Below are 19037 nucleotides of genomic sequence, written 5' to 3'. Positions count from 1 at the left end.
AAGCGCAATGAGGCAAGAAAAGGCTTCACCCCGTAGTGGGCTGTTCGTAGTCATCTTGTGTTTTCTGACGATCGTGGCGGACGGCTACGACCTGATCATTTACGGGGCGACTGTCCCTAGCCTGATGGAAGAACCTGGCTGGAACATGACACCGGCGGTGGCAGGGATGATCGGAGGCTGGACGCTGGCCGGTCTGATGGTGGGCTTCCTCTTGACGGGGTGGCTGACCGACCGGCTCGGCCGTCGCAACCTGCTCATGATTGGTGTGCTCTGGTTCTCGGTGGGCTCGGCCTTGTGCGCCACCGCGCAGTCGCCGCAGATGCTGGGCGTCTTCCGTTTTTTGTGTGGCATTGGCCTTGGCGGTGTGGTGCCGTGCGCGGTGGCCTTGACGATCGAATACGCCCCACGGCAACGGCGCCAGTTGTACAACGGCATCATGCTGAGCGGTTACGCGGTGGGCGGCATCGTTTCGGCGCTGGCCGCACTCGCCCTGTTACCGGAGCACAGTTGGCGCACGTTGTATGCCTTGGGTGGTTTGTACATCGTGATTCTGCCGGTGATGTACTTCTTGCTGCCTGAGTCGGTGAACTTCCTGGTTGGTCGAGGTCGTCTCGATGAGGCGAAAGAGCTGGCACACCGTTACGGGATGGATTTCGACCAGGTGCTGCAGGAGCAGGCTTTCCAGCGCAAGGTACAACCCGCCTCTGAGGGAAAAATTGGCTACAGGTTGCTATTTTCCAGCGGCTTTCGTGGTGTTGCCGTGCTGTTCATCTGCGGGATGTTCTGCACCCAACTGATCATTTACGGGCTCAATACCTGGTTGCCGCACCTGATGCGTGCTGCGGGCTATGCACTTGGGTCGTCGTTGCAGTTTCTGCTGGTGCTGCAACTGGGTGCGGTCGTCGGCAACCTGGCTGGCGCCATGTTCGCCGACCGCGTCGGCTCGAAGAAAGTCGTGGTGCCGTACTACCTGATTGGCGCGCTATCGCTATTGGCGTTGAGCCAGAAGCTCGATGCGTTCTGGCTGATGTGCGCGGTGTTTGGCGCAGGCCTTGGCACCATCGGCTCGACCACCTTGCTGTATGGGTTCCTCGGGGCCTATTTCCCGACCTCATGTCGCGGTGCGGCGGTGGGGGCTGTATTGGGCATCGGGCGAGCGGGGGCGATCCTGGGACCGATGATCGGTGGCTGGATCGTGGGCGCCAACCTTGACCATCAATGGAATTTCTATGCCTTCGCGTTGCCAGCAGTGATTGCGGCGGTAGTCGTGTCCTTTATTCCTAACCCGGTTTCCAGGTTTGAAACGGCAGACGCAGCGGGCAAGGACTGCCAGGAAGCCTGACCGCTTTCTGCAACGCCCAATACGTTGTCCCGAGGATTTATAGTTCTTCGCGGAACCGGGGATGGCAATCGAGCGCCGCCCGCGCTGCGCTCGATTGCCAGTGCATTGGCCGAACCCTGCTCGTCCTGGACAAGGTTGTAGTGAGTGCACTCAGGACCCGGCTTGCGGGCCAAACCATTGCTCATCAATGGCCTGCAGCATCTGCTCGGACGTGAGTTGCTGCGTCATGCGCCCGCGCAGCACACGCTTATGCTCGAAAGACCGGGCGCCACGCTCCATCACCTTTGCCTTGAGCTTGACGATGTAGTCATCACCGATGTGGCTGTTGAAGGTGTTGAAAAGCACCACGCGTTGGCCGTCGAAGCGGTTGTGCTCGACAAACGCCCAGATCGGCGGTGCGGGGCTATAGAGCCAAACGGGCGAGCCAAGCCAGACCGTATCGAACGGTTTCAGGTCGATGGTGCGCGGGGTGATGTCCGGCAGTACCTCGGGCTTCGATCTGCGTGTGTTCGCGTCCATGACGGCATGCGCCAAGCCACCCATACCTAACCGGTAGTCGGGCGCATCCAGAGGAAACAGTGTCGCATTGAGTCGTTGGGTTACATGGCGCGCGACCAATGCAGTGTTCCCCGAGCGCGAGAAATACACCACCGCCGTTCGTGAGGTGGGCGCGATGTCCGCGGTGACCGATGCGTTGGAGTGCTTGCTTTCCAATTGCCGAGCCTGGCGGCTTTCGATCCAGGTCACAGCATAGAGGTAGGCGAACACCGACAGCAGCGCGAGCGCCAGCGCGCTAAGAATCCAGTGCAGTACAGACATGGGCTTTCTCATGCAGTGATAATTGATGAATAGATCCACCGATGGCCCGATTTGCTGGCTCGGGCTAATGCCCGAGCCGAAGCAGTCGCGTGGTCGATCGCGTCGAGAAGAACGGCTCGCTTACACGAAGGCGGGCTTGTCGCCGTCTGTGTTGGGCTTGTTCACGCCCACGTTGGCACGCACCAGTAGGCCGGGGCTCATCACCAACTTGGTCACTAGTGCGGCCACACTCTTGCGCGATACTTCGGTGCCCTTGAAGGGTTCATCGCGGCTGGTGATCTCGTAGTTCACTTCGTCCTCGTCCTGCAGCCAAGCGGCGCGCAGGATGGTGTAGTCAGTGTCCGAGGCCTCGATCAGATCCGCGGATGCACGGTACGGCGGCAGGTACTGTCCAATCTCATTGCGGTTCCATTCGCCAAACTTGCCAGGCACTTCGTCGTAGATGCCCAGCGAGTTAACGAAGATCAAACGTTTGACGCCCTTGGCCTTCATCACCGCCAGGATGTGCGCGGTCTGCTGGTCCACATCGCCCGCCAGGTTGGCATAAACCACGTCCTGCCCCTCCATGAGCTGGGGCAGCAGCTTGTTGTCCATCACATCGCCGATCGCGATCGTGGCATTTGCGGGTTCGGTACTAGTCAGCTTCTTGGGATCGCGCACGAGCAGCGTCTGCTTGACATTCTGGTGCTCGCCCAGCATCTGCACAGCATGGCGGGCAATCTGGCCGCTGGCGCCCAGGATCAATACTTTGGTCATTTCAGTCACTCCTTCATTCATGGGCGTGTCGTTCACTTGTCGATTGTCCTTGCCAGTTGATCGACATAAGCCTGCCTGCCCAGCTTCTGATATTCGGCAAAATGCCGGTTCACATCTTCACCGGCGATGTATCGGAGTTGATTTTTCCCATCCGTGGCTGCCTCATACACGACATCGGCAATCATTTCCGGAGTGGAGAAGTAACTCTGGAAATCAAAATGCGCCATTGATCGTTCAAAGGCTTGCTTGTACTCATCCGCGACAGACCAAATCGCGTTCTCTCCAAACTGCGATTGGATGATGCCGGGCGCAACGGTTTTGATCCCGATGCCAAACAGCCCAAGTTCCTGCACCATGCCTTCCGTCCAACCCTCAATGGCGAACTTTGAAGCGTTGTAGATCGTGTTGAAGGGAACCGCCATCAATCCCGCCATCGAGGTGGTGGAGATGAATAGCCCTTGCCCGCGCTGCTTGAAATGAGGGATGAATGCCTTGGTGACCCGAATCGTCCCCATCATGTTCGTATCGAACAGGCGCACGATTTGCGCGTCCGTCAGATTTTCCAGCGGACCGCCCAGGCCATAGCCGGCATTGTTGAACACGACATCTATCGGGCCGATCTCCAACGCACTGGCAACGGCTTTTTCGATCTGTGCCGGATCGGTGACATCCAGTGGCAGTACGGATACGTTGTCCAGTTTTGCCAGATCGGCGCCTTTTTCGACATCGCGCATCGTGGCGATGACACTCCAGCCTCGGCGTTGAAATAAAAGGGCGGTGGCCTTGCCCAAGCCGGTGGAGGCGCCGGTGATAAAGATGGTTTTCATCCTGCTGCTCTCGCTTAGAGGTTTTGCTGATAGAACGGGATCAGCTTGGCCAGTGCTTGGCCGACAGGGGCCGGCTGATCATACAAGTCGTAGTGCGAAGTATCCTCGACGACGACCAGTTCCTTGACCTTCGACGCAGCGCGCGCGTAAATCTCCAGCCCGTCGCGATAGGCGCCGAAACCGCCCGGCTTGTCGCCGACCACCACCATCATCGGTGTCGTCAGCAGCGTCTCGGCCAGATGGAAGGCATCCCAGCCGGCGGAGGCAGCGCGGCGCGAGAACAGCCCGCGCGTGCCGGCGTTGTCGTTGACGCAGCGGTTGCGGTAGTAGTCCGTGGCACCGAGAACATCGATGTCCGTGATACCCGCCTGGGCGACCGCATCCATGGAGGGCGGAACGAACAGGTCAACCTTGAGCGCCTCGCCCCGGGCTTCGGCGGTGCGTTGCTGGGCCACCGCTTCCATCTGGCCAATCGGGTCGAAGCCGCTGAAGCCTTCGCGGCACAGGCGGCCGTAGTTGACACCGGTGATGCTGACCAGGGCCTTGATGCGCCGCTCGATCATGGTTGCATTGATGGCATAGCCACCGCCGCCACAGATGCCCAGCACGCCAATGCGGTCGGCATCCACGTACGGCAAGGTGACCAGGTAGTCCATGACCCGGCTGAAGTCTTCCACGGCCATGGCCGGGTCTTCAGTGTAGCGGGGCTCGCCGCCGCTCTGGCCTTGCGTGCTGCGGTCGAAGGCGATGACGACAAACCCGGCTTCTGCCAGTGCCTTGCCATAAACGTTTCCAGCGGTCTGCTCCTTGCAACTGCCGATGGGGTGGGCGCTGATGATCGCTGGGTGTTTCTTCTTCTCGTCGAAGTTAGGCGGAAAATGCAGGTCTGCTGCGATGTCCCAGTAGGTGGTCTTGATCTTGACGCTTTGCATGATGGACTCCTTGTAGCCGTTGATAGGCCGTTGAGTGGAAATTGCCGGGTCGCGTTCTTCAAAATGGCGTGCGGCCAAGCAGCGGTGGAGCCACTTTAGGCTGGATGATTGATTCGTCATAGCCATCAATCTGTACTACAGTTGTATTTTCAAATTTACAATGAGTGCCGCATGGATCCGTCATTACTTCCTTCCCTGGCCTGGTTCGCGCACGTCGCCCACCACCGTAGCTTCACCAAGGCCGCGGCGGAAATGGGCGTCTCACGGGCCAATCTGTCGCAGAACGTGAAGGCGCTGGAACGGCGCCTGAACGTCAAGCTGCTGTACCGCACGACGCGGGACATGTCGCTGACCGAGGAAGGCCAACGGCTCTATGAAGTGTGGTATCCGGCGCTGATTGCGGTGGAGCGCACAGTGCGCACCATGCATGACGCACGTGATGAGCCTTCGGGCCTGGTGCGGGTGAATACCTCCCGCGTGGCGGCCAAAACCCTGCTGGAGCCGCATCTGGAGGAATTCTGCTCTCGCTACCCCAAACTCCAACTGGAGCTGGTTGCCGACGATGCGCTAGCCAACATCGTGGCCGACGGCTGCGATGCGGGCATCCGCGTGGGCGAGAGCCTGGCCGAGCACATGGTGGCCGTGCCGATCACGCCGGCGCTGGAGATGGCGGTGGTGGGCACGCCCGCCTATTTCATGCGCCATGGGCAACCGTCCACCCCCGCCGATCTGGCGCAGCACAACTGCCTGCGGTTTCGGATGCCGGGTGGTGCGATCCTGCCATGGGAGTTCACTGCGCCGGGAGAAGACGGGCATGCCTTTACAGTAGAGCCGCAGGGCAGCGTCATCACGAACGATGATGACGGCATGATCCGCGCCGCATTGCAGAACGTAGGCCTTATCCAGCACATCGACATTGCCGTGCAGCGACATTTGGAATCGGGCGCGCTGGTACGTGTACTGCAGCCCTGGTGCAAGCCCTTCGCGGGTTTCTATATCTATGCGCCGACCCGCGCGCAGATGCCCGCCAAGGTGCGTGCTTTGATTGACTTTCTGGTCGAGAAGCGCGAGGGCATGGCAGCCCTGCGACAGCCGCTTTCCAAGAAGAAACGGGTGCGCTGAGCGGCGTTCTCGCGCCACATTGTCAATCTAGACTGAATACTGTTGTGTAGATTGGCAATCTTGGCATGCGGCCGCTTTGGCCTCAAATTGGAGGTCTTGTGACTTTCTTTTGGGGCGCCTGCGTTGCGCCAAGGTTTTCAAATGACTTCTGAACACACCACCTTGTTCCAACCTTTCGTCCTCCATAGCGGCTTGACGCTGCGCAACCGTGTAGTGATGGCGCCCATGACCACTTGGTCAGCCAACCCAGATGGCACCCTCTCGGATGCGGAGGTGGACTATTACCACCGCCGCGCCCAGGGCGTGGGCATGGTCATCACGGGGTGCACGCATGTGACGGAGAACGGCATCGGTTTCACCGACGAGTTCGCCGCCTACGACGACCGCTTCATTCCCAGCTTGCAACGGCTGGCTGAGGCCGCCAAGAGTGGCGGCGCTGCGGCGGTCCTGCAAATCTTCCATGCGGGCAACAAGGCGGTGGTGGAGGCAGTACCAGGAGGTGAGCTGGTGAGTGCCAGTGCCGTCAATGCACTGGCTGGTCCCTTCAACCGGGGCGATGTGACACCCCGAGCTTTATCCCGTGACGAGATTTTTGAGATGGTGCATGCCTTCGGCGAAGCTACCCGCCGGGCCATCGAAGCCGGGTTCGATGGGATAGAGCTGCATGGTGCGCACGGTTTCTTGCTGCAGAACTTCTTCTCGCCACGCTATAACCTGCGCGATGACGAATGGGGTGGCTCACCGGAAAATCGCATGCGCTTCGCGCTGGCTGTGGTGCGAGAGGCGAAGCGGGTGATTGCCGCGTACGCCAAGGGGCCGTTTGTATTGGGCTACCGCATCTCACCCGAGGAACGCGAGGATGGTGGCTATCGAGTGCCGGACATCTGCGCGCTGGTGGATGGGCTGATTGCCGAAGGCATCGACTATTTGCATGTCTCGCTCAATGACGTTCTGGGCGCGCGCCCACTGGGCGCGGACTCCCGTCTCACCGTGGAGCAGGTCATCGCTCACGTCGACAAGCGCGTGCCGATACTTGCGGCAGGCATGCTGCGCACACCCAAGCAGGCCCAGGCCGCGCTTGATCTGGGGCTGTCGCTTGCAGGTGTAGGCAAGGGGCTGGTAATGAACGCTGACTGGGTGGGATTGGCACAGTCGGGCTGCGTTGCGCAAATTCGCCAGGAACTGGATCTGGAAAAGCGCGCGGTGTTGTCTATTCCCGCTGGCCTGTTGCGAGCTGTGGAGGCGGCGCCAGGATGGATTCCGGTGCGTAAGAAGGCTGAGACTGTTGCTTGATCGACGTTGTCGTTCGCGCCTTCGCCATGCAGATAGGCGTATGGCGTCATACCTCTGAAGCAGGAATGATGGCGTTACGTTCTCGAATCAGTTGAGTTGGCAGCCCCTCGCGGCTAAACCCGCTCCTGCAGTGGCGGCGTATGTCGTGGGTAACACCTGGCCTGCAGGAGCGGGTTTAGCCGCGAAGGGCCGCAGGGCGGCCCAGGTAGGTTTGACTAGAGCACGGCGCCTGCCGTGCGTAGGCACTGTTGCTCCTGCGGCGAGAAGCCCCAGTCGGCCAGCACTGCGTCTGCATCCTGGCCAGGGTGTGGTGGTGGGTTCTGGATAGCGCCGGGGGTACGGCTAAAGCGTGGTGCCGGTGCAGGCTGGAGCACACCATCAACTTCCACGAAGCTGCCGCGTTGCTGTACGTGGGTGTGCTGCGGGGCTTCGGCCAGTGACAGCACCGGCACGATGCAGGACTGGGTACCCGCGGCCAGCGCCGTCCATTCATCACGCGCACGGGTCTTGAATACCTCGGCGAAGCGCTGCTTCATCAGCGGCCAGCCGGCCTGGTCGTGCTGCGCTGGCAGATCCTGTTCCTTCAGGCCCAGCACGCCCAGGGCTTCGCGGTAGAAGCGCCCTTCGTTGGCGGCGATGCTGACGTGCTTGCCGTCCTGTGTTTCATAGACGTTGTACCAGGGGGCGCCGGAGTCGAGCCGGTTGGTGCCGCGCTCATCCTTCCAGTACCCCGCGGCATGGAAGCCATAGACCAGGGTCATCAACGAAGCGGCGCCATCAACCATGGCCGCATCCACCACCTGGCCCTGGCCTGAGGTCCGCGCCTCGAGCAGAGCACTGAGGATGCCCAATGCAAGGTAGAGCGAGCCACCGCCGAAGTCGCCCACCAGGTTCAGCGGAATCGCCGGCGCCTCGCCAGCGCGACCCATGGCGTGCAGGGCACCGGTCAGCGAGATGTAGTTGACGTCATGCCCCGGCGCCTGGGCCAGCGGGCCGTCCTGGCCCCAGCCGGTCATGCGGCCGTAGACCAGGCGAGGGTTGGCACTCAGGCAGACCTCGGGGCCCAGCCCCAGGCGCTCCATCACACCAGGGCGAAAGCCTTCGACCAGCACGTCGGCCTGTTCCACCATGCGCAGCACCGCGGCCACTGCCTCGGGCTGCTTGAGGTTCATCTGCACGCTGCGCCGGCTACGATTGAGTAGGTCGAAACGGGCATCGATAGGGGCGCCGCCATCATGACCCGCAGGCCGGTCGATGCGCACTACCTCCGCGCCCAGGTCGGCCAGCAGCATGCAGCAGAACGGGGCCGGGCCGATGCCACCTACTTCGACGATCTTGACACCCTTCAACGGGCCTTGAGCTTGCTTGTTCATGAATCCGTCCAATGAGGAATGAAGGTGCGCGGGTGCCCGCATTAATCAGGCACCTTGCAGCAACTGGTGTAGACGTGCGTTGTCCTGGCCGATTTCGGGGGCCGAGGCCAGGGCGGGTGGACGCTGGCGGTCGAACGAAAGGGGCATGCCCACCAACTCGATCTCGTCCTCGCTCGTTCTGCCCAGGATACCCAAGGCACGGGTTTGCTCATGGGCGTAGAGCTCTTCGGTGGTTTGCACCGAGGCACAGGGCAGGCCGAGGACATCGAAGTGTTTCTGCCAGTGATCGCGCGTGTGCTGTTTCATGCGCTCGCCGATCAGCCCGTCGATCGCCTTGCGGTTGGCGATGCGCCCGGCATTGGTGGCGAACCTGGGGTCGGTGGCCCATTCGGGATGACCCAGGGCATCGCACAGGCGGGCAAACAGCGTGTCGTTGGCCGCACTGATGATGGCATGGCCGTCTGCCGCCTCGTAGGCACGGTGCGGCACTATGAAGGCCACGCCCGAACCATGTCGGCCACCGGGGTTGCCATCGGCGGCGTAGTTGGCGATGCCAATGGACATCCAGGCGATCGCGCTTTCCAGCAGCGAACTGTTGACGGTCGCGCCGATCTGCTTGCGCTCACGACGCACAAGGGCTGCGGCGATACCGATCACGGCCCACATGCCGGTGCCGAAATCGCAGATGGAAACACCGGCGCGCACAGGAGCCTGGCCGTCCTCGCCGGTGAGCGTCATGATGCCGGAAAAAGCCTGCATCAACGGGTCGTACCCGGGCAGCTTGCTCAAGGGGCCCAGATGCCCATAGGCACCGACTTCGCACACTACCAGTTCAGGCTTGCGCTGGCGCAGGTTCTCGGGGTCTAGGTGGTACTGCTCGGCGCTGCCTGGGCGCAGGTTGTGCAGGAAGACATCGGCATGGCCCTCGATGAGGTCATGCAGCGTGGCCAGTTGCACCGGATCCTTGATGTCCAGGCAGATGGAGCGCTTGCCGCGGTTGATGGCGTGGAACGCGGCGCCGCTGCCTTTCCATTGACTAGGCCCCCAACCGCGGGAAGAGTCGCCGGCCGGGCGCTCCACCTTCCAGACCTGCGCACCCAAACCAGCGAGGATGTGGCCGGCGAATGGAGCAGAAGCGCTGTCACCCAGTTCGACCACGGTAATGCCAGCCAGGGGCAGGTCAGCTCGGGGATCATTTTGCATTGGGGGCTCCTTGCTCACGCGCTGGCGGTGTCGATGGAGGCTTGCACGGCACCACCGGACAGCACCACCTGCTGGGCCTGTTCTGTCGTCAGGCCATACTCGGTCAGCAATTGCACCGTGTGCTCGCCCAGGCGCGGAGCGGGGTAGCGCTGCTCGGGTTGGCTCTCGCTCCACTGTTGCGGGATACCCAGCATACGCAACATGCCTTCGCTCGGGTGTTGTTGCACCTGGAAGAAGTTGACGGCTTCCATGTGCGGGTCATGCAGCAGTGTTTCGGGGGTGTTCATCTCGATGACGGGAATGTCGGCTTCGGTGAGGATGCTCAGCCATTGTGCCGTCGTCTTGGTCTCGAAGGTGTCGGCCAGGAACTTGTAGAGATAGCCGATATTTTCCGTGCGGCCGAAGATCGTGCCGTAACGCGGGTCGTCGGCCATGTCGGGGCGGCCGACGGCGAGGAAGAAGCGCTGCCAGTGGCGGTCGGTGTAGATATTCACGCCCAGGTAACCATCCTGCGTCTGATACGGGCGGCGTTCGGCGCTCATCATGCGGGCGTAACCCCAGTCGCCGATGGGTGGTTCGAAGGTATGGCCGTAGAGGTGATCGCCCAGCACGAAATGGGCGAAGGTTTCGAACATGGGCACTTCCACCGATTGTCCGTGCCCAGTCTTTTCGCGGTAATAGAGCGCCATCGCCACCGCATTGCAAGTTGCCATGCCGACGATTCGGTCAGCGATGGCGGTGGCGACATAGGAGGGTGGGCCAGCTTTGCGTGCTTGAAGTACGGGCATGCCCACGGCTGCCTGGATAAGGTCGTCGTAGGCAGGGCGGTCAGCATATGGGCCATTCTGTCCAAAGCCAAAGGCGCCACAGTAAATGATGCGTGGGTTGATCTTCCTGACATCGTCGTAGGTCAGCCCGAGTTTGGCCATGGCCTTGGGACGCAGGCTGTGTAACACCACGTCGGCCGATGCCAGCATCTGCTGGAGTGCCTGCGCCGCCTGCGGGTGCTTGAGGTCCAGCACAGCACTGCGCTTGTTGCGGTTCAGGTGCAGGAAGATCGCGCTCATGCCCGAGTTGCGGCAGGGCCCGACGCCTCGCGTAGGATCACCACCGGGCGCCTCAATCTTGCAGATGTCCGCGCCCATGTCTGCCATTAGCAGCGAGGCATAGGGGCCCATGAAGTTCGAGGTCAGGTCAAGTACCCGTACCCCGGCAAGTGGTCCTGCCATGTCGCTTACTCCGATTGTTGTTATTGGATATCAAAGCGTTAGCCGTAGCCCTGAGACCGGGCGCGACCCGATGGCCGGGCCCGGTCGGGCATCGTCAGGTACGCCGGTACATCGTCACTACGCAGGCGCCACCCAGACCGATGTTGTGCTGCAGGGCGATGCGAGCGTTCTCCACTTGACGGCTACCTGCCTGGCCACGCAGGTGCCAGACCAGTTCGGTGCATTGGGCCAAGCCCGTCGCGCCGAGTGGGTGGCCCTTGGACATCAAGCCGCCGGACGGGTTGATGACGTACTTGCCGCCATAGGTGTTGTCCCCATCGACGATGAACCGCTCAGCGCCGCCCTCCGGGCACAAGCCCAGCCCTTCGTAGCTGATGACCTCATTGGGCGTAAAGCAGTCGTGCAACTCCACGACGTTGACGTCCTCTGGCCCGATACCGGCTGACTCGTAAACTTGTTGGGCAGCTCGGCGGGTCATGTCAGCCCCCACCAGGTTCAGCAGGTCAAGTTTGGTGGCCTCGGTATCGGTGGTCATCGATTGCGCCACGATCTCGACAGCGTTGGTTATGCCATGCCTGGCCGCGAACGCTTCGCTGCATACGATGGCTGCCGCGGCACCACAGGTCGGTGGGCAGGCCATCAGGCGGGTCAGATAAGGATACATCGGTGTCGCTTCCATCACCTCCTCGACGGTCAACGGCTTGTTGAACAGCGAGTAGGGGTTGTTGATCGCATGGTTACGCGACTTCACGGCCACCTTGGCAAAAATGTCCGGATTGGCTCCAAAGCGATTGATGTATTCCCACCCGGCCGCGCCGAAGGCCTTGATGGCGCGAGGTGGCTCTTCTGGCAGTTGCGGCGCCAATTGTTCCCGACGCTCATGGATCCAGCCTACGGGGGATGTGCGATCAGTGAAGGCGCTGCCCAGTGCACCGGGCTTCATCTCTTCGAAACCGAAGGCCAGCGCGCAGTCGACAATGCCGGCCTCAACCGCTTGCCGCGCCAGGAACAGCGCTGAGGAACCCGAGGCGCAGTAGTTGTTCAGGTTGAACACTGGGATGCCGGTCATGCCTACGCCGTAGGCCACACGCTGGCCGCAGGTGCTGTCGCCATAGACGTAGCCGGCGAAGGCCTGCTGCACCTGGTCGTAGCGGATGCCGGCGTCTTCCAGCGCACCCTGAATGGCCTTGGCGCCCATGATTTCGTAGGGCTCATGCGCCCCAGGCTTGGCGAACTTGACCATGTTCACGCCAATGATTCTGGCTTTATTGCCCATGTCGGCTCTCCTTTAGTGCATCAGGTGCAGGTCGCTTTCATCGACATCCAGGACGATGCGCAGGATAGCCTGGCACATGGTCTTGCCGGTGAAGTCGATGCGCAGACTGCGCGTGGCGCCGCCGCCGAGCGAATTGCGCAGCACGAAGTTCATCGCGTGCAGGGTGCGCACTTCATAGCGCTCCACGGGGCCCTTGGACATTTCACCGAAGAAGGCCTTGACCCGTTCTGCAGTCAGGTGCTTTTGCAGCAAGGGGTAGAAGCGCGGCTCCTTGGCGATGACGGCGATGTTGCTGATGTCGCCCTTGTCCCCGGAGCGGGCATATACCAGATCTTTCAGTTGCAACTTGGCCATGTCAAAGCTCCCGAATCTCGACGTTCTGCACGACTTGTTCGCGTGCGATCAGCGTGGGCCAAAGGGCGAACACCTCGCGCGGGGCGGGCGTGTTCAGCTGGCCGGTGGAACCGATAGGGCCAGTGCCCATCAGCATCACGCACTCACGGGCGACTTTGCTGGCTTCGGCGCGGTTGGCGCACTTGGCAGCCACGCGGATGCGCACTTCGTTGATGTCCTCATCAGGCTCAGGAGAGGCCGACCAGTGGCAGGAGTCGACGCCGATCATGTCGAAGCGCACTTCCTCGGCCTTGAGGTCGACCATCTCGAAGCGCTTCTTGATGATCTCGAACGAGCGCCGTGCCTTGGCCACGGCGTCGGGCCAGGTCACGGAAGACTCCACCTCGCCGATGTAGCCGTCGGTGTAGGCAATACCCGCCTTGAGCGTGGCCGGCGCAGGCTTGCCGCGGGCGCCCCAGACCTTCACGCGGTCCTTGGCGACTTCTTCCATCTGCACGTTGGTGAAGTCGGTGACGACTTCGGGCATCAGGTAGTTGCCTGGGTCGTGCACTTCGTAGAGCAGGTGCTCGGTGAGCGTGACCTTGTTGACCAGGCCGCCGGTACCGTCCACCTTGGTGATGAACAACTCGCCTTCTTCGTTGACCTCGGCGATGGGGTAGCCGATGTTCCAAGGCTCGGGCACTTCTTTCCAGAGGCTGGTGATACCACCAGAGCAGGCTGCGCCGCACTCGATCAGGTGGCCGGCAGTGATGCCGATGGCCAGCCTGTCCCAGTCGTCCCATTTCCAGCCGAACTCGTGGACCAACGGCGCCAGGATGGCGGCATCATCCGTCGCACGGTCGGAGATGATGATGTCGCAACCTGCTTGCAGCGCTTCCACGTAGCCATAGGCTCCGGAGTACACGTACGAGCCGACGATGCGTTCGCGAACCTGGCCCAAGTCATTGTCGCCCGTATCCAGGTTGGTGAAGCGCACGCCCTTGTCGAGCAGTTCCTCAACCTTGTGCTGGATGTCGTTGGTGGTAACGATACCCACTTTGAGTCGGGTGATGCCCACCTCTCTGGCTGCGGCCAGGATGGTGTCGGCGCAGGCCTGGGGGTTGGCCGCGCCGGCATTGGTGAGGATTTTGATGCCTTTGTCCAGGCAGATCGGCAGCACACCGCGCACCACGGCGCGGATGGCCGGCACGAAGCCGTGTTCCGGGTTCTTCTGGCGCATTTTCTGCAGCAGCGGAATGGTCGGCTCGCCGAGGAAGTCGTAGGCCAGGTACTGCACGTTACCGTGCTTGGCGATCTCGATCGCGGGGTCGAGGTTGTCACCCCAGAACCCGCTTCCGGAGCCGATACGAATGGTCTTCATGGCAATCAGCCCTTCGGTGCTGGCAGAGTGGAGGCGACCAAGGCGTCGAGGTCTTCGCGTTTGCGCAACATCAGCAGGCTCCATTCGCCCTGTTGGACAACATCGCCGTCTTGGTTCAGCACCTGCATCAGGAATTTGATCACACCGTACTTGTCATCCTTGACCTTCTTGCCGATCACGGTGGCGCGAGCGTAGACGGTGTCATCGATCAGCACAGGCTTGAGGAAGCGCATGTTGTCGATGCCGTAGTTGGCCTGGAAGCCCAGGCCGAACTGCACCAGGCCGGTGGCGATGGAATAGGTGAGGGCACCTTGCACCAGGCGCTTGCCGAAACGGGTCTTGGACGAATAGACGGTGTTGGAATGGATCGCGATCCAGTTGCCGGTCAGTGCACAGTAGTTCACCACATCGGTTTCGGTGATGGTGCGGCCACCGGAGGCGAACACCTGGCCTTCTTCCAGTTCGTCGAAGGTCTGGTTGATCTGGTTGTTGATCAGACTCATGGCTGTTTCCTTGGTTGGTGACTGACTACGGCGTTAGTTCAGGCGCATGGACTTGGCGATGATGGTTCGCTGGATCTGCGAGGTGCCGCCACCGATGGTGCATTGCACGCTTTCGCGCAGGTAGCGCTCCATGTCCGCTTCGGGCAGGTTGGCGAAACCGCCGAGAATCTGCATGCCGTCGAGTGCGCACTGCTTGAGGGTTTCGGAGGCGTACAGCTTGGCCATGGAGGTCTCTTTCGGCGCGGGCAGGCCCTCGGACTTGAGCGCAGCAGCGCGGTAGACCAGCAGGCGGGCCGCATCGACGCGGGTCTGGTTCTCGGCCAGCATGTGCTTGAGCACCTGGAAGTTGAAGATCGGCTGGCCGAACTGGGTGCGCTGGTGTGCGTAGCGGTTGGCGTTGTTCACCGCTTCCTGCGCGTTGCCGGTGTAGGCGCCGGCAACGGCACACCGCTCAAGCTCCAGGTGATTGAGGATGATCTCGTGTCCCTGGCCTTCGACACCCAGAATCGCATCCCCGGGGACGATGACGTCATCGAGGAAAATCTCGGTAGTGCCGGTCGCATGGCGAGACAGGGTAGGCAGCTTGTTGATAACCATGCCTGGGGTGTCGTTCGGGATGAGCAGCATGGTCAGGCCGCCGTGTTTATCCTTCATGTCAGTGCGCACGAGCATTGCGATGACGGTGTTGTCGGCCTGTGCACCGGAGCAGAACATCTTCGCGCCGTTGATGACCCAGTCGCCGTTGTCGTTACGGCGCGCGTGGGTCTTGGTGGCGAACACGTCCGAACCTGCGTCGGGCTCGGTCATCGACACCGAGAAGCGGATCTTACCTTCGATGAAGGGCTGGATGTATTTGTCTCGCTGCGCCTGGGTGCCATATTTGGCGATGTTCATCGCGGTGAAAGTCGGTACCAGGATGGCGGCGGCGAAGTCGAAGCCGTATTTACCCAGACCTTCGGACATCAGCACGTAGTCGAAGATGCTGCCGCCAGCGCCGCCTTCCTCTTCGGAGAACAGCAGACCCAGCCAGCCCTGCTGGGCAATCTTCTCGTAGGCCTCATAAGGGTAGTCGCGGTTCTGGTCGCATTTGCGGATGTATTCGACGGTGATTTCGTTGTCCATGAAACGGTTCACGCTGTCGAGCCACATCTGTTGCGATTGGTCGAGGAAGTTGGCCATGGCCGGGGTCCTTTTATGTTGTTGAGTAGACACCCCGTAAGCTAGGCCGCAGGGCCTGGCAAACCAAGTTGCGAATTTTGAAGTCGGATTTCGAGAAGATTGAAGTGGCGCTCGCCATGCAAAGCGAATAGCGGCCTGTCGCCCCGTGGGCGGGGCGACAGAGCTTGTACGGAGGGAGTCAAGACGCAGGTAGATCGAGCACCACGGCCTTGGATTCCAGGAAGGCTTCGAGCCCACCTTCGCCGCCCTCACGGCCAATGCCTGACTGCTTGAAACCGCCGAAACCGATCGCGAAGTCATAACGTGATGCATTGTGGCCGACCGTACCCGCGCGCAGCTGCCGTGCCACGCGCATGGCCCGCTCAGAATCTTGAGTGAACACCGTGGCATTTAGGCCGAAGATGGTGTCGTTGGCCATGTCGATTGCGTGCTGCTCGTTGTCGGCTGCAATGACCGACAGAACCGGCCCGAAGAATTCATGTCGGGCCGCGAAGGAGCGATTATCGACATGAGCGAACACTGTGGGCTCGAAAAAAAATCCACGTCGCAGATGCTTCGGTCTGATGCCGCCGGTCGCCAGTTTGGCTCCGTCGGCAATGCTCTGGGCCACCATGCGCTCCACGCTGTTGCGCTGGCGCGAAGAGGCCAAGGGCCCCATGGTGGTACCGGCATCGAATGGATCGCCCGGCACCGCTTCGCGCGCGGCGCTCACCAGGGCTTCGACCATCGCGTCGTGCTTGCTGCGCGGCACGATGATCCGCGTCAAGCTCGCGCACACCTGTCCTGTCAGGTAGCTGAAATACGGCGTACCCAGTGCCTTGGCGGCGGTCTCTATGTCGTAGTCGTCAAGCACCACGGCGGGCGATTTACCGCCCAGTTCCAAGGTGACCCGCGCCACGCGCTCGGATGCTACCGCGCCGATGCGCCGGCCAGCAGCGGTGGAGCCTGTGAAGGTGATCTTGTCCACGCCGGGATTGCTGACCAGTGTCTCCGACACGTCGCGGTCGGCCGTCACCATATTTACCACTCCAGGTGGCAGGCCGACTTCCTGACAAACCTGCGCGAACAAGTAGCCGGAGCAGGGGGCCTCAGGGGAATTCTTGATGATGACCGTGCAACCGGCCAGCAACGCGGGCGCAACCTTGTAGGCGATCAGCCCCGCCGGGCCGTTCCACGGCACGATGGCCAGCGCTACCCCCACGGGCTCCTGCACGGCATAACCCCGGTGACCGCTGGTGGAGGTGATTGGCTTGATGAACGGGTAGGTGTCGGCCATTGCCGCATACTGACGGAAAGCACCACTGAGGTATTGGCCTACGCGAGGTTGGGCGATGCGGTAGAGGATGCCGGACTCGACCGTCCAAATACGGGCGAACTCGTCATTTAGTGTCTCCAGGCGCTGGGCGATCTTTTCCAGGTAGCCGGCACGTTCGGCGGGGCTCATGCGCGGCCAGGGGCCGTGGTCGAATGCCTGGCGGGCAGCCTGCACGGCGGCGGCCACGTCGGCCTCCTGGGCCTTGGCCACGTGGGCGACGGTTTCTTCGGTGGCGCAGTTGAGCACCGCGAAGGTGTCCACTGTGGCGGGTTTGACCCATTGCCCTCCGATGAACAGGCAATCGGCATGGGGGATGTTAAGGGTCTGACCTGGGTTAGTCATGACGAGGGGTCCTTGAAGTGTCAGGCTGCCAAAGTACGGGCGGTGAGCGCGTCGGCGCGGATCATGTCCGCACCCTTTTCGCCGATCATGATGCAGGGGGCATTGGTGTTTCCCGTGGGAATGACCGGCATGATCGAGGCATCGATCACCCGTAGCCGGCGAAGGCCGTTCACCCGTAGCTGGGCGTCGACCACGGCATCGCTGTCGTTGCCCATCTTGCAGGTGCCTACCGGGTGCCAGCCTGTGCCGCCGAATCGCTTGATGTAGTCGAACAATTCATCGTCGCTCGTACACTGCGGGCCGGGCTTGACTTCCTCGACCACCCGTTGTGCAAGCGGCGGCGTCTGCAGGATCTGGCGCAGCTGGCGCAGCCCGGCTATGTGCCGACGTATGTCGCTTTCATCGCTGAAGTAGTTGGGGTGAAGGAGGGGAGCGTCCAGCGGGTCGGCGCTCGCCAGCTCCAGATAGCCGCGCGAGCGAGGCGATAGCAGCAGCACCGAGGCGGACAGGCCTGGATAGCTGTCGGCGGCGACCTCGCCCGATGCGGTGGCCGAAAAACTCATAGGGTTTAGGGAAAGCTGCAGGTCGACCCGTTCGCCCGGCTCGCTTCTGGCGTACGCCGTCACGGGGGCGGCGCCCAGGGCAAGGTAGCCACTGTGTGTGAGCACGTAGCGCGCGCCCTCCAGGTACTTGCGCAGACCGCTCAGACGGTGATTGACCGAACTGCCAGGCGTGCAGCGCCAGGCAAGCGAGGCATACCAGTGGTCCTGGAGATTACGTCCCACTCCCGGCAGGTGCCGTCGCACAGCGATGCCGTGGCGCTGTAACTGCGCCGCGTCACCGATCCCCGAGAGCATGAGCAATTGGGGGGAGGCGAGGGCGCCGGCGCACAGGATCACCTCGCGCGTAGCCCCGATGGCGCGACGTTGAGTGTTAAGCACGACTTCAACACCCGAGGCCTCGTCGCCGTCGAACAGCACCTGGGTGACCTGCGCGTTGGTCAGGGTTTCGAGGTTGGGGCGATGGAGCACGGGTTCGAGAAAAGCTTTATATGCCGAGTGGCGTTGACCTTTTCTGATCGTGTACTGGCGAACCCCGACGGCAGGGTATGGCGGGGCGTTCAGGTCGTTGGAGCGTTCGATGCCGCTATTGACGCAGGCGGTAATGAAGTCGTGCGCCGCTGGGTGAATCTCGACCGGGTCTGTCACGCACAATGGGCCTTGGTCGCCATGAAAGGCGTTGGCGCCGCGTACGTTGTTTTCCGAGCGCTTGAAGTAGGGCAGCACATCGTCCCAGCCCCAGCCCTGATTGCCCAGTTGCGCCCAATGATCGTAGTCCTCGGGCTGGCCGCGCATGTAGATCATGCCGTTGATGGCGCTGCTGCCACCTAGGCCTTTGCCCCGATCCCATTGCACCTGGCGCCCGTCGAGGGTGGGCACGGGTGCGGTCTTGAAGCGCCAGTTGAAACGCTCGCTGCCAAAGAGCTTGGCCATGCCCGCAGGTGTATTGACCCAGAAGTCGTCCATGCTGCCACCCGCTTCTATCAATAGAACGCGGGCGTGCGGGTCCTCGCTGAGACGGCTCGCCACCACGCAACCAGAGGAGCCGGCACCGACGACGATATAGTCATAGTTTTCCATCGCACGCCTCTGTCTGCGGGGCGGTCAGATGGACATGCAATTTCGCGAACGGAATCATGTCCCCTCCGTGGTTTTTGTTGTGCTTATTGAATCTGCACCCTATCAAACCTGGTTCAGGCGTCGTAAGCGGCTGGGCTTGACGAATCCTGAAGTGGCGCTTCGAAAATCATGA

At 61.6% G+C, this 19037-nt stretch carries 17 protein-coding genes; 3 read left to right on the top strand and 14 right to left on the bottom strand.

The features are described from left to right. Positions 1-7: 7 nt before the first annotated feature. Entirely contained in the window at positions 8-1342 is a 1335-nt protein-coding gene (locus CAG44_RS17570; RefSeq protein ID WP_085589739.1) for an aromatic acid/H+ symport family MFS transporter, read from the top strand. A gap of 150 nt (positions 1343-1492) precedes the next feature. On the opposite strand, the gene CAG44_RS17565 is transcribed toward CAG44_RS17570, so the two are convergent. The 4 genes from CAG44_RS17565 to CAG44_RS17550 all read right to left on the bottom strand — a co-directional run bounded on the left by CAG44_RS17565 (position 1493) and on the right by CAG44_RS17550 (position 4676). After that, complete coding sequence (locus CAG44_RS17565) at positions 1493-2161, bottom strand: flavodoxin (protein ID WP_139833406.1); 669 nt, start codon at positions 2159-2161, stop codon at positions 1493-1495. Between the two features lie 120 nt (positions 2162-2281). After that, positions 2282-2917: an SDR family oxidoreductase gene (locus tag CAG44_RS17560; protein ID WP_085589737.1), complete on the bottom strand. Its 636-nt coding sequence runs from the start codon at positions 2915-2917 to the stop codon at positions 2282-2284. 32 nt (positions 2918-2949) lie between these two features. Continuing rightward, positions 2950-3744 (bottom strand): SDR family oxidoreductase, encoded by a 795-nt coding sequence (locus CAG44_RS17555; RefSeq protein ID WP_085692624.1) that lies wholly within the window; start codon positions 3742-3744, stop codon positions 2950-2952. 14 nt (positions 3745-3758) lie between these two features. Further along, entirely contained in the window at positions 3759-4676 is a 918-nt protein-coding gene (locus CAG44_RS17550) for an alpha/beta hydrolase (RefSeq protein WP_085589733.1), read from the bottom strand. A 171-nt stretch (positions 4677-4847) separates the two neighbouring features. On the opposite strand from CAG44_RS17550, the gene CAG44_RS17545 reads away from it, so the two are divergent. Next, complete coding sequence (locus tag CAG44_RS17545) at positions 4848-5798, top strand: LysR family transcriptional regulator (RefSeq protein WP_085692623.1); 951 nt, start codon at positions 4848-4850, stop codon at positions 5796-5798. Between the two features lie 141 nt (positions 5799-5939). Further along, the gene (locus CAG44_RS17540) at positions 5940-7091 is read left to right on the top strand and encodes an NADH-dependent flavin oxidoreductase (RefSeq protein WP_085692622.1); all 1152 of its coding nucleotides are present in this window, start codon (positions 5940-5942) and stop codon (positions 7089-7091) included. 215 nt (positions 7092-7306) lie between these two features. Here CAG44_RS17540 and CAG44_RS17535 read toward each other — a convergent pair whose 3' ends face one another. The 10 genes from CAG44_RS17535 to CAG44_RS17490 all read right to left on the bottom strand — a co-directional run bounded on the left by CAG44_RS17535 (position 7307) and on the right by CAG44_RS17490 (position 18865). Then, positions 7307-8464 carry a CaiB/BaiF CoA-transferase family protein gene (locus CAG44_RS17535; RefSeq protein ID WP_085692621.1) on the bottom strand — a complete coding sequence of 386 codons (1158 nt, stop codon included), beginning with the start codon at positions 8462-8464 and terminating at the stop codon, positions 7307-7309. 45 nt (positions 8465-8509) lie between these two features. Continuing rightward, positions 8510-9667: a CaiB/BaiF CoA-transferase family protein gene (locus CAG44_RS17530; RefSeq protein ID WP_085692620.1), complete on the bottom strand. Its 1158-nt coding sequence runs from the start codon at positions 9665-9667 to the stop codon at positions 8510-8512. 14 nt (positions 9668-9681) lie between these two features. Further along, a complete protein-coding gene (locus CAG44_RS17525; RefSeq protein WP_085692619.1) occupies positions 9682-10896 on the bottom strand; it encodes a CaiB/BaiF CoA-transferase family protein in 1215 nt (404 codons plus the stop codon). 94 nt (positions 10897-10990) lie between these two features. Continuing rightward, positions 10991-12172, bottom strand: a complete 1182-nt coding sequence (locus CAG44_RS17520; protein ID WP_085692618.1) for a lipid-transfer protein — start codon at positions 12170-12172, stop codon at positions 10991-10993. A gap of 12 nt (positions 12173-12184) precedes the next feature. Next, the gene (locus CAG44_RS17515) at positions 12185-12526 is read right to left on the bottom strand and encodes a hypothetical protein (protein WP_025339142.1); all 342 of its coding nucleotides are present in this window, start codon (positions 12524-12526) and stop codon (positions 12185-12187) included. A gap of 1 nt (position 12527) precedes the next feature. Then, on the bottom strand, positions 12528-13886 hold the full coding sequence (locus CAG44_RS17510) for an acyclic terpene utilization AtuA family protein (protein WP_085589720.1): 1359 nt from the start codon (positions 13884-13886) through the stop codon (positions 12528-12530). 5 nt (positions 13887-13891) lie between these two features. Further along, complete coding sequence (locus CAG44_RS17505) at positions 13892-14389, bottom strand: MaoC/PaaZ C-terminal domain-containing protein (protein WP_025339140.1); 498 nt, start codon at positions 14387-14389, stop codon at positions 13892-13894. A 33-nt stretch (positions 14390-14422) separates the two neighbouring features. Then, positions 14423-15568: an acyl-CoA dehydrogenase family protein gene (locus CAG44_RS17500; protein ID WP_025339139.1), complete on the bottom strand. Its 1146-nt coding sequence runs from the start codon at positions 15566-15568 to the stop codon at positions 14423-14425. A gap of 178 nt (positions 15569-15746) precedes the next feature. Then, a complete protein-coding gene (locus tag CAG44_RS17495) occupies positions 15747-17225 on the bottom strand; it encodes an aldehyde dehydrogenase (protein WP_085692617.1) in 1479 nt (492 codons plus the stop codon). Positions 17226-17245: 20 nt separating this feature from the next. Next, positions 17246-18865: a GMC family oxidoreductase gene (locus tag CAG44_RS17490; protein WP_085692616.1), complete on the bottom strand. Its 1620-nt coding sequence runs from the start codon at positions 18863-18865 to the stop codon at positions 17246-17248. Positions 18866-19037 lie beyond the last annotated feature (172 nt).

It is taken from the genome of Pseudomonas sp. B13(2017) (genome assembly GCF_002113245.1).
GTDB classification, from domain to species: domain Bacteria; phylum Pseudomonadota; class Gammaproteobacteria; order Pseudomonadales; family Pseudomonadaceae; genus Aquipseudomonas; species Aquipseudomonas putida_Z.
The sequence above is the reverse complement of the archived record's forward strand: the minus strand, read 5'-3'. Positions and strand labels throughout refer to the sequence as shown.

Excerpts from the sequence above, each read along its gene's own strand:
- CAG44_RS17490 (WP_085692616.1), bottom strand. The coding sequence starts at position 18,865 with ATGGAAAACTATGACTATATCGTCGTCGGTGCCGGCTCCTCTGGTTGC.
- CAG44_RS17555 (WP_085692624.1), bottom strand. The coding sequence starts at position 3,744 with ATGAAAACCATCTTTATCACCGGCGCCTCCACCGGCTTGGGCAAGGCC.
- CAG44_RS17550 (WP_085589733.1), bottom strand. The coding sequence starts at position 4,676 with ATGCAAAGCGTCAAGATCAAGACCACCTACTGGGACATCGCAGCAGAC.
- CAG44_RS17515 (WP_025339142.1), bottom strand. The coding sequence starts at position 12,526 with ATGGCCAAGTTGCAACTGAAAGATCTGGTATATGCCCGCTCCGGGGAC.
- CAG44_RS17570 (WP_085589739.1), top strand. The coding sequence starts at position 8 with ATGAGGCAAGAAAAGGCTTCACCCCGTAGTGGGCTGTTCGTAGTCATC.
- CAG44_RS17530 (WP_085692620.1), bottom strand. The coding sequence starts at position 9,667 with ATGCAAAATGATCCCCGAGCTGACCTGCCCCTGGCTGGCATTACCGTG.
- CAG44_RS17540 (WP_085692622.1), top strand. The coding sequence starts at position 5,940 with ATGACTTCTGAACACACCACCTTGTTCCAACCTTTCGTCCTCCATAGC.
- CAG44_RS17510 (WP_085589720.1), bottom strand. The coding sequence starts at position 13,886 with ATGAAGACCATTCGTATCGGCTCCGGAAGCGGGTTCTGGGGTGACAAC.
- CAG44_RS17565 (WP_139833406.1), bottom strand. The coding sequence starts at position 2,161 with ATGTCTGTACTGCACTGGATTCTTAGCGCGCTGGCGCTCGCGCTGCTG.
- CAG44_RS17535 (WP_085692621.1), bottom strand. The coding sequence starts at position 8,464 with ATGAACAAGCAAGCTCAAGGCCCGTTGAAGGGTGTCAAGATCGTCGAA.
- CAG44_RS17545 (WP_085692623.1), top strand. The coding sequence starts at position 4,848 with ATGGATCCGTCATTACTTCCTTCCCTGGCCTGGTTCGCGCACGTCGCC.
- CAG44_RS17500 (WP_025339139.1), bottom strand. The coding sequence starts at position 15,568 with ATGGCCAACTTCCTCGACCAATCGCAACAGATGTGGCTCGACAGCGTG.
- CAG44_RS17520 (WP_085692618.1), bottom strand. The coding sequence starts at position 12,172 with ATGGGCAATAAAGCCAGAATCATTGGCGTGAACATGGTCAAGTTCGCC.
- CAG44_RS17495 (WP_085692617.1), bottom strand. The coding sequence starts at position 17,225 with ATGACTAACCCAGGTCAGACCCTTAACATCCCCCATGCCGATTGCCTG.
- CAG44_RS17505 (WP_025339140.1), bottom strand. The coding sequence starts at position 14,389 with ATGAGTCTGATCAACAACCAGATCAACCAGACCTTCGACGAACTGGAA.
- CAG44_RS17525 (WP_085692619.1), bottom strand. The coding sequence starts at position 10,896 with ATGGCAGGACCACTTGCCGGGGTACGGGTACTTGACCTGACCTCGAAC.
- CAG44_RS17560 (WP_085589737.1), bottom strand. The coding sequence starts at position 2,917 with ATGACCAAAGTATTGATCCTGGGCGCCAGCGGCCAGATTGCCCGCCAT.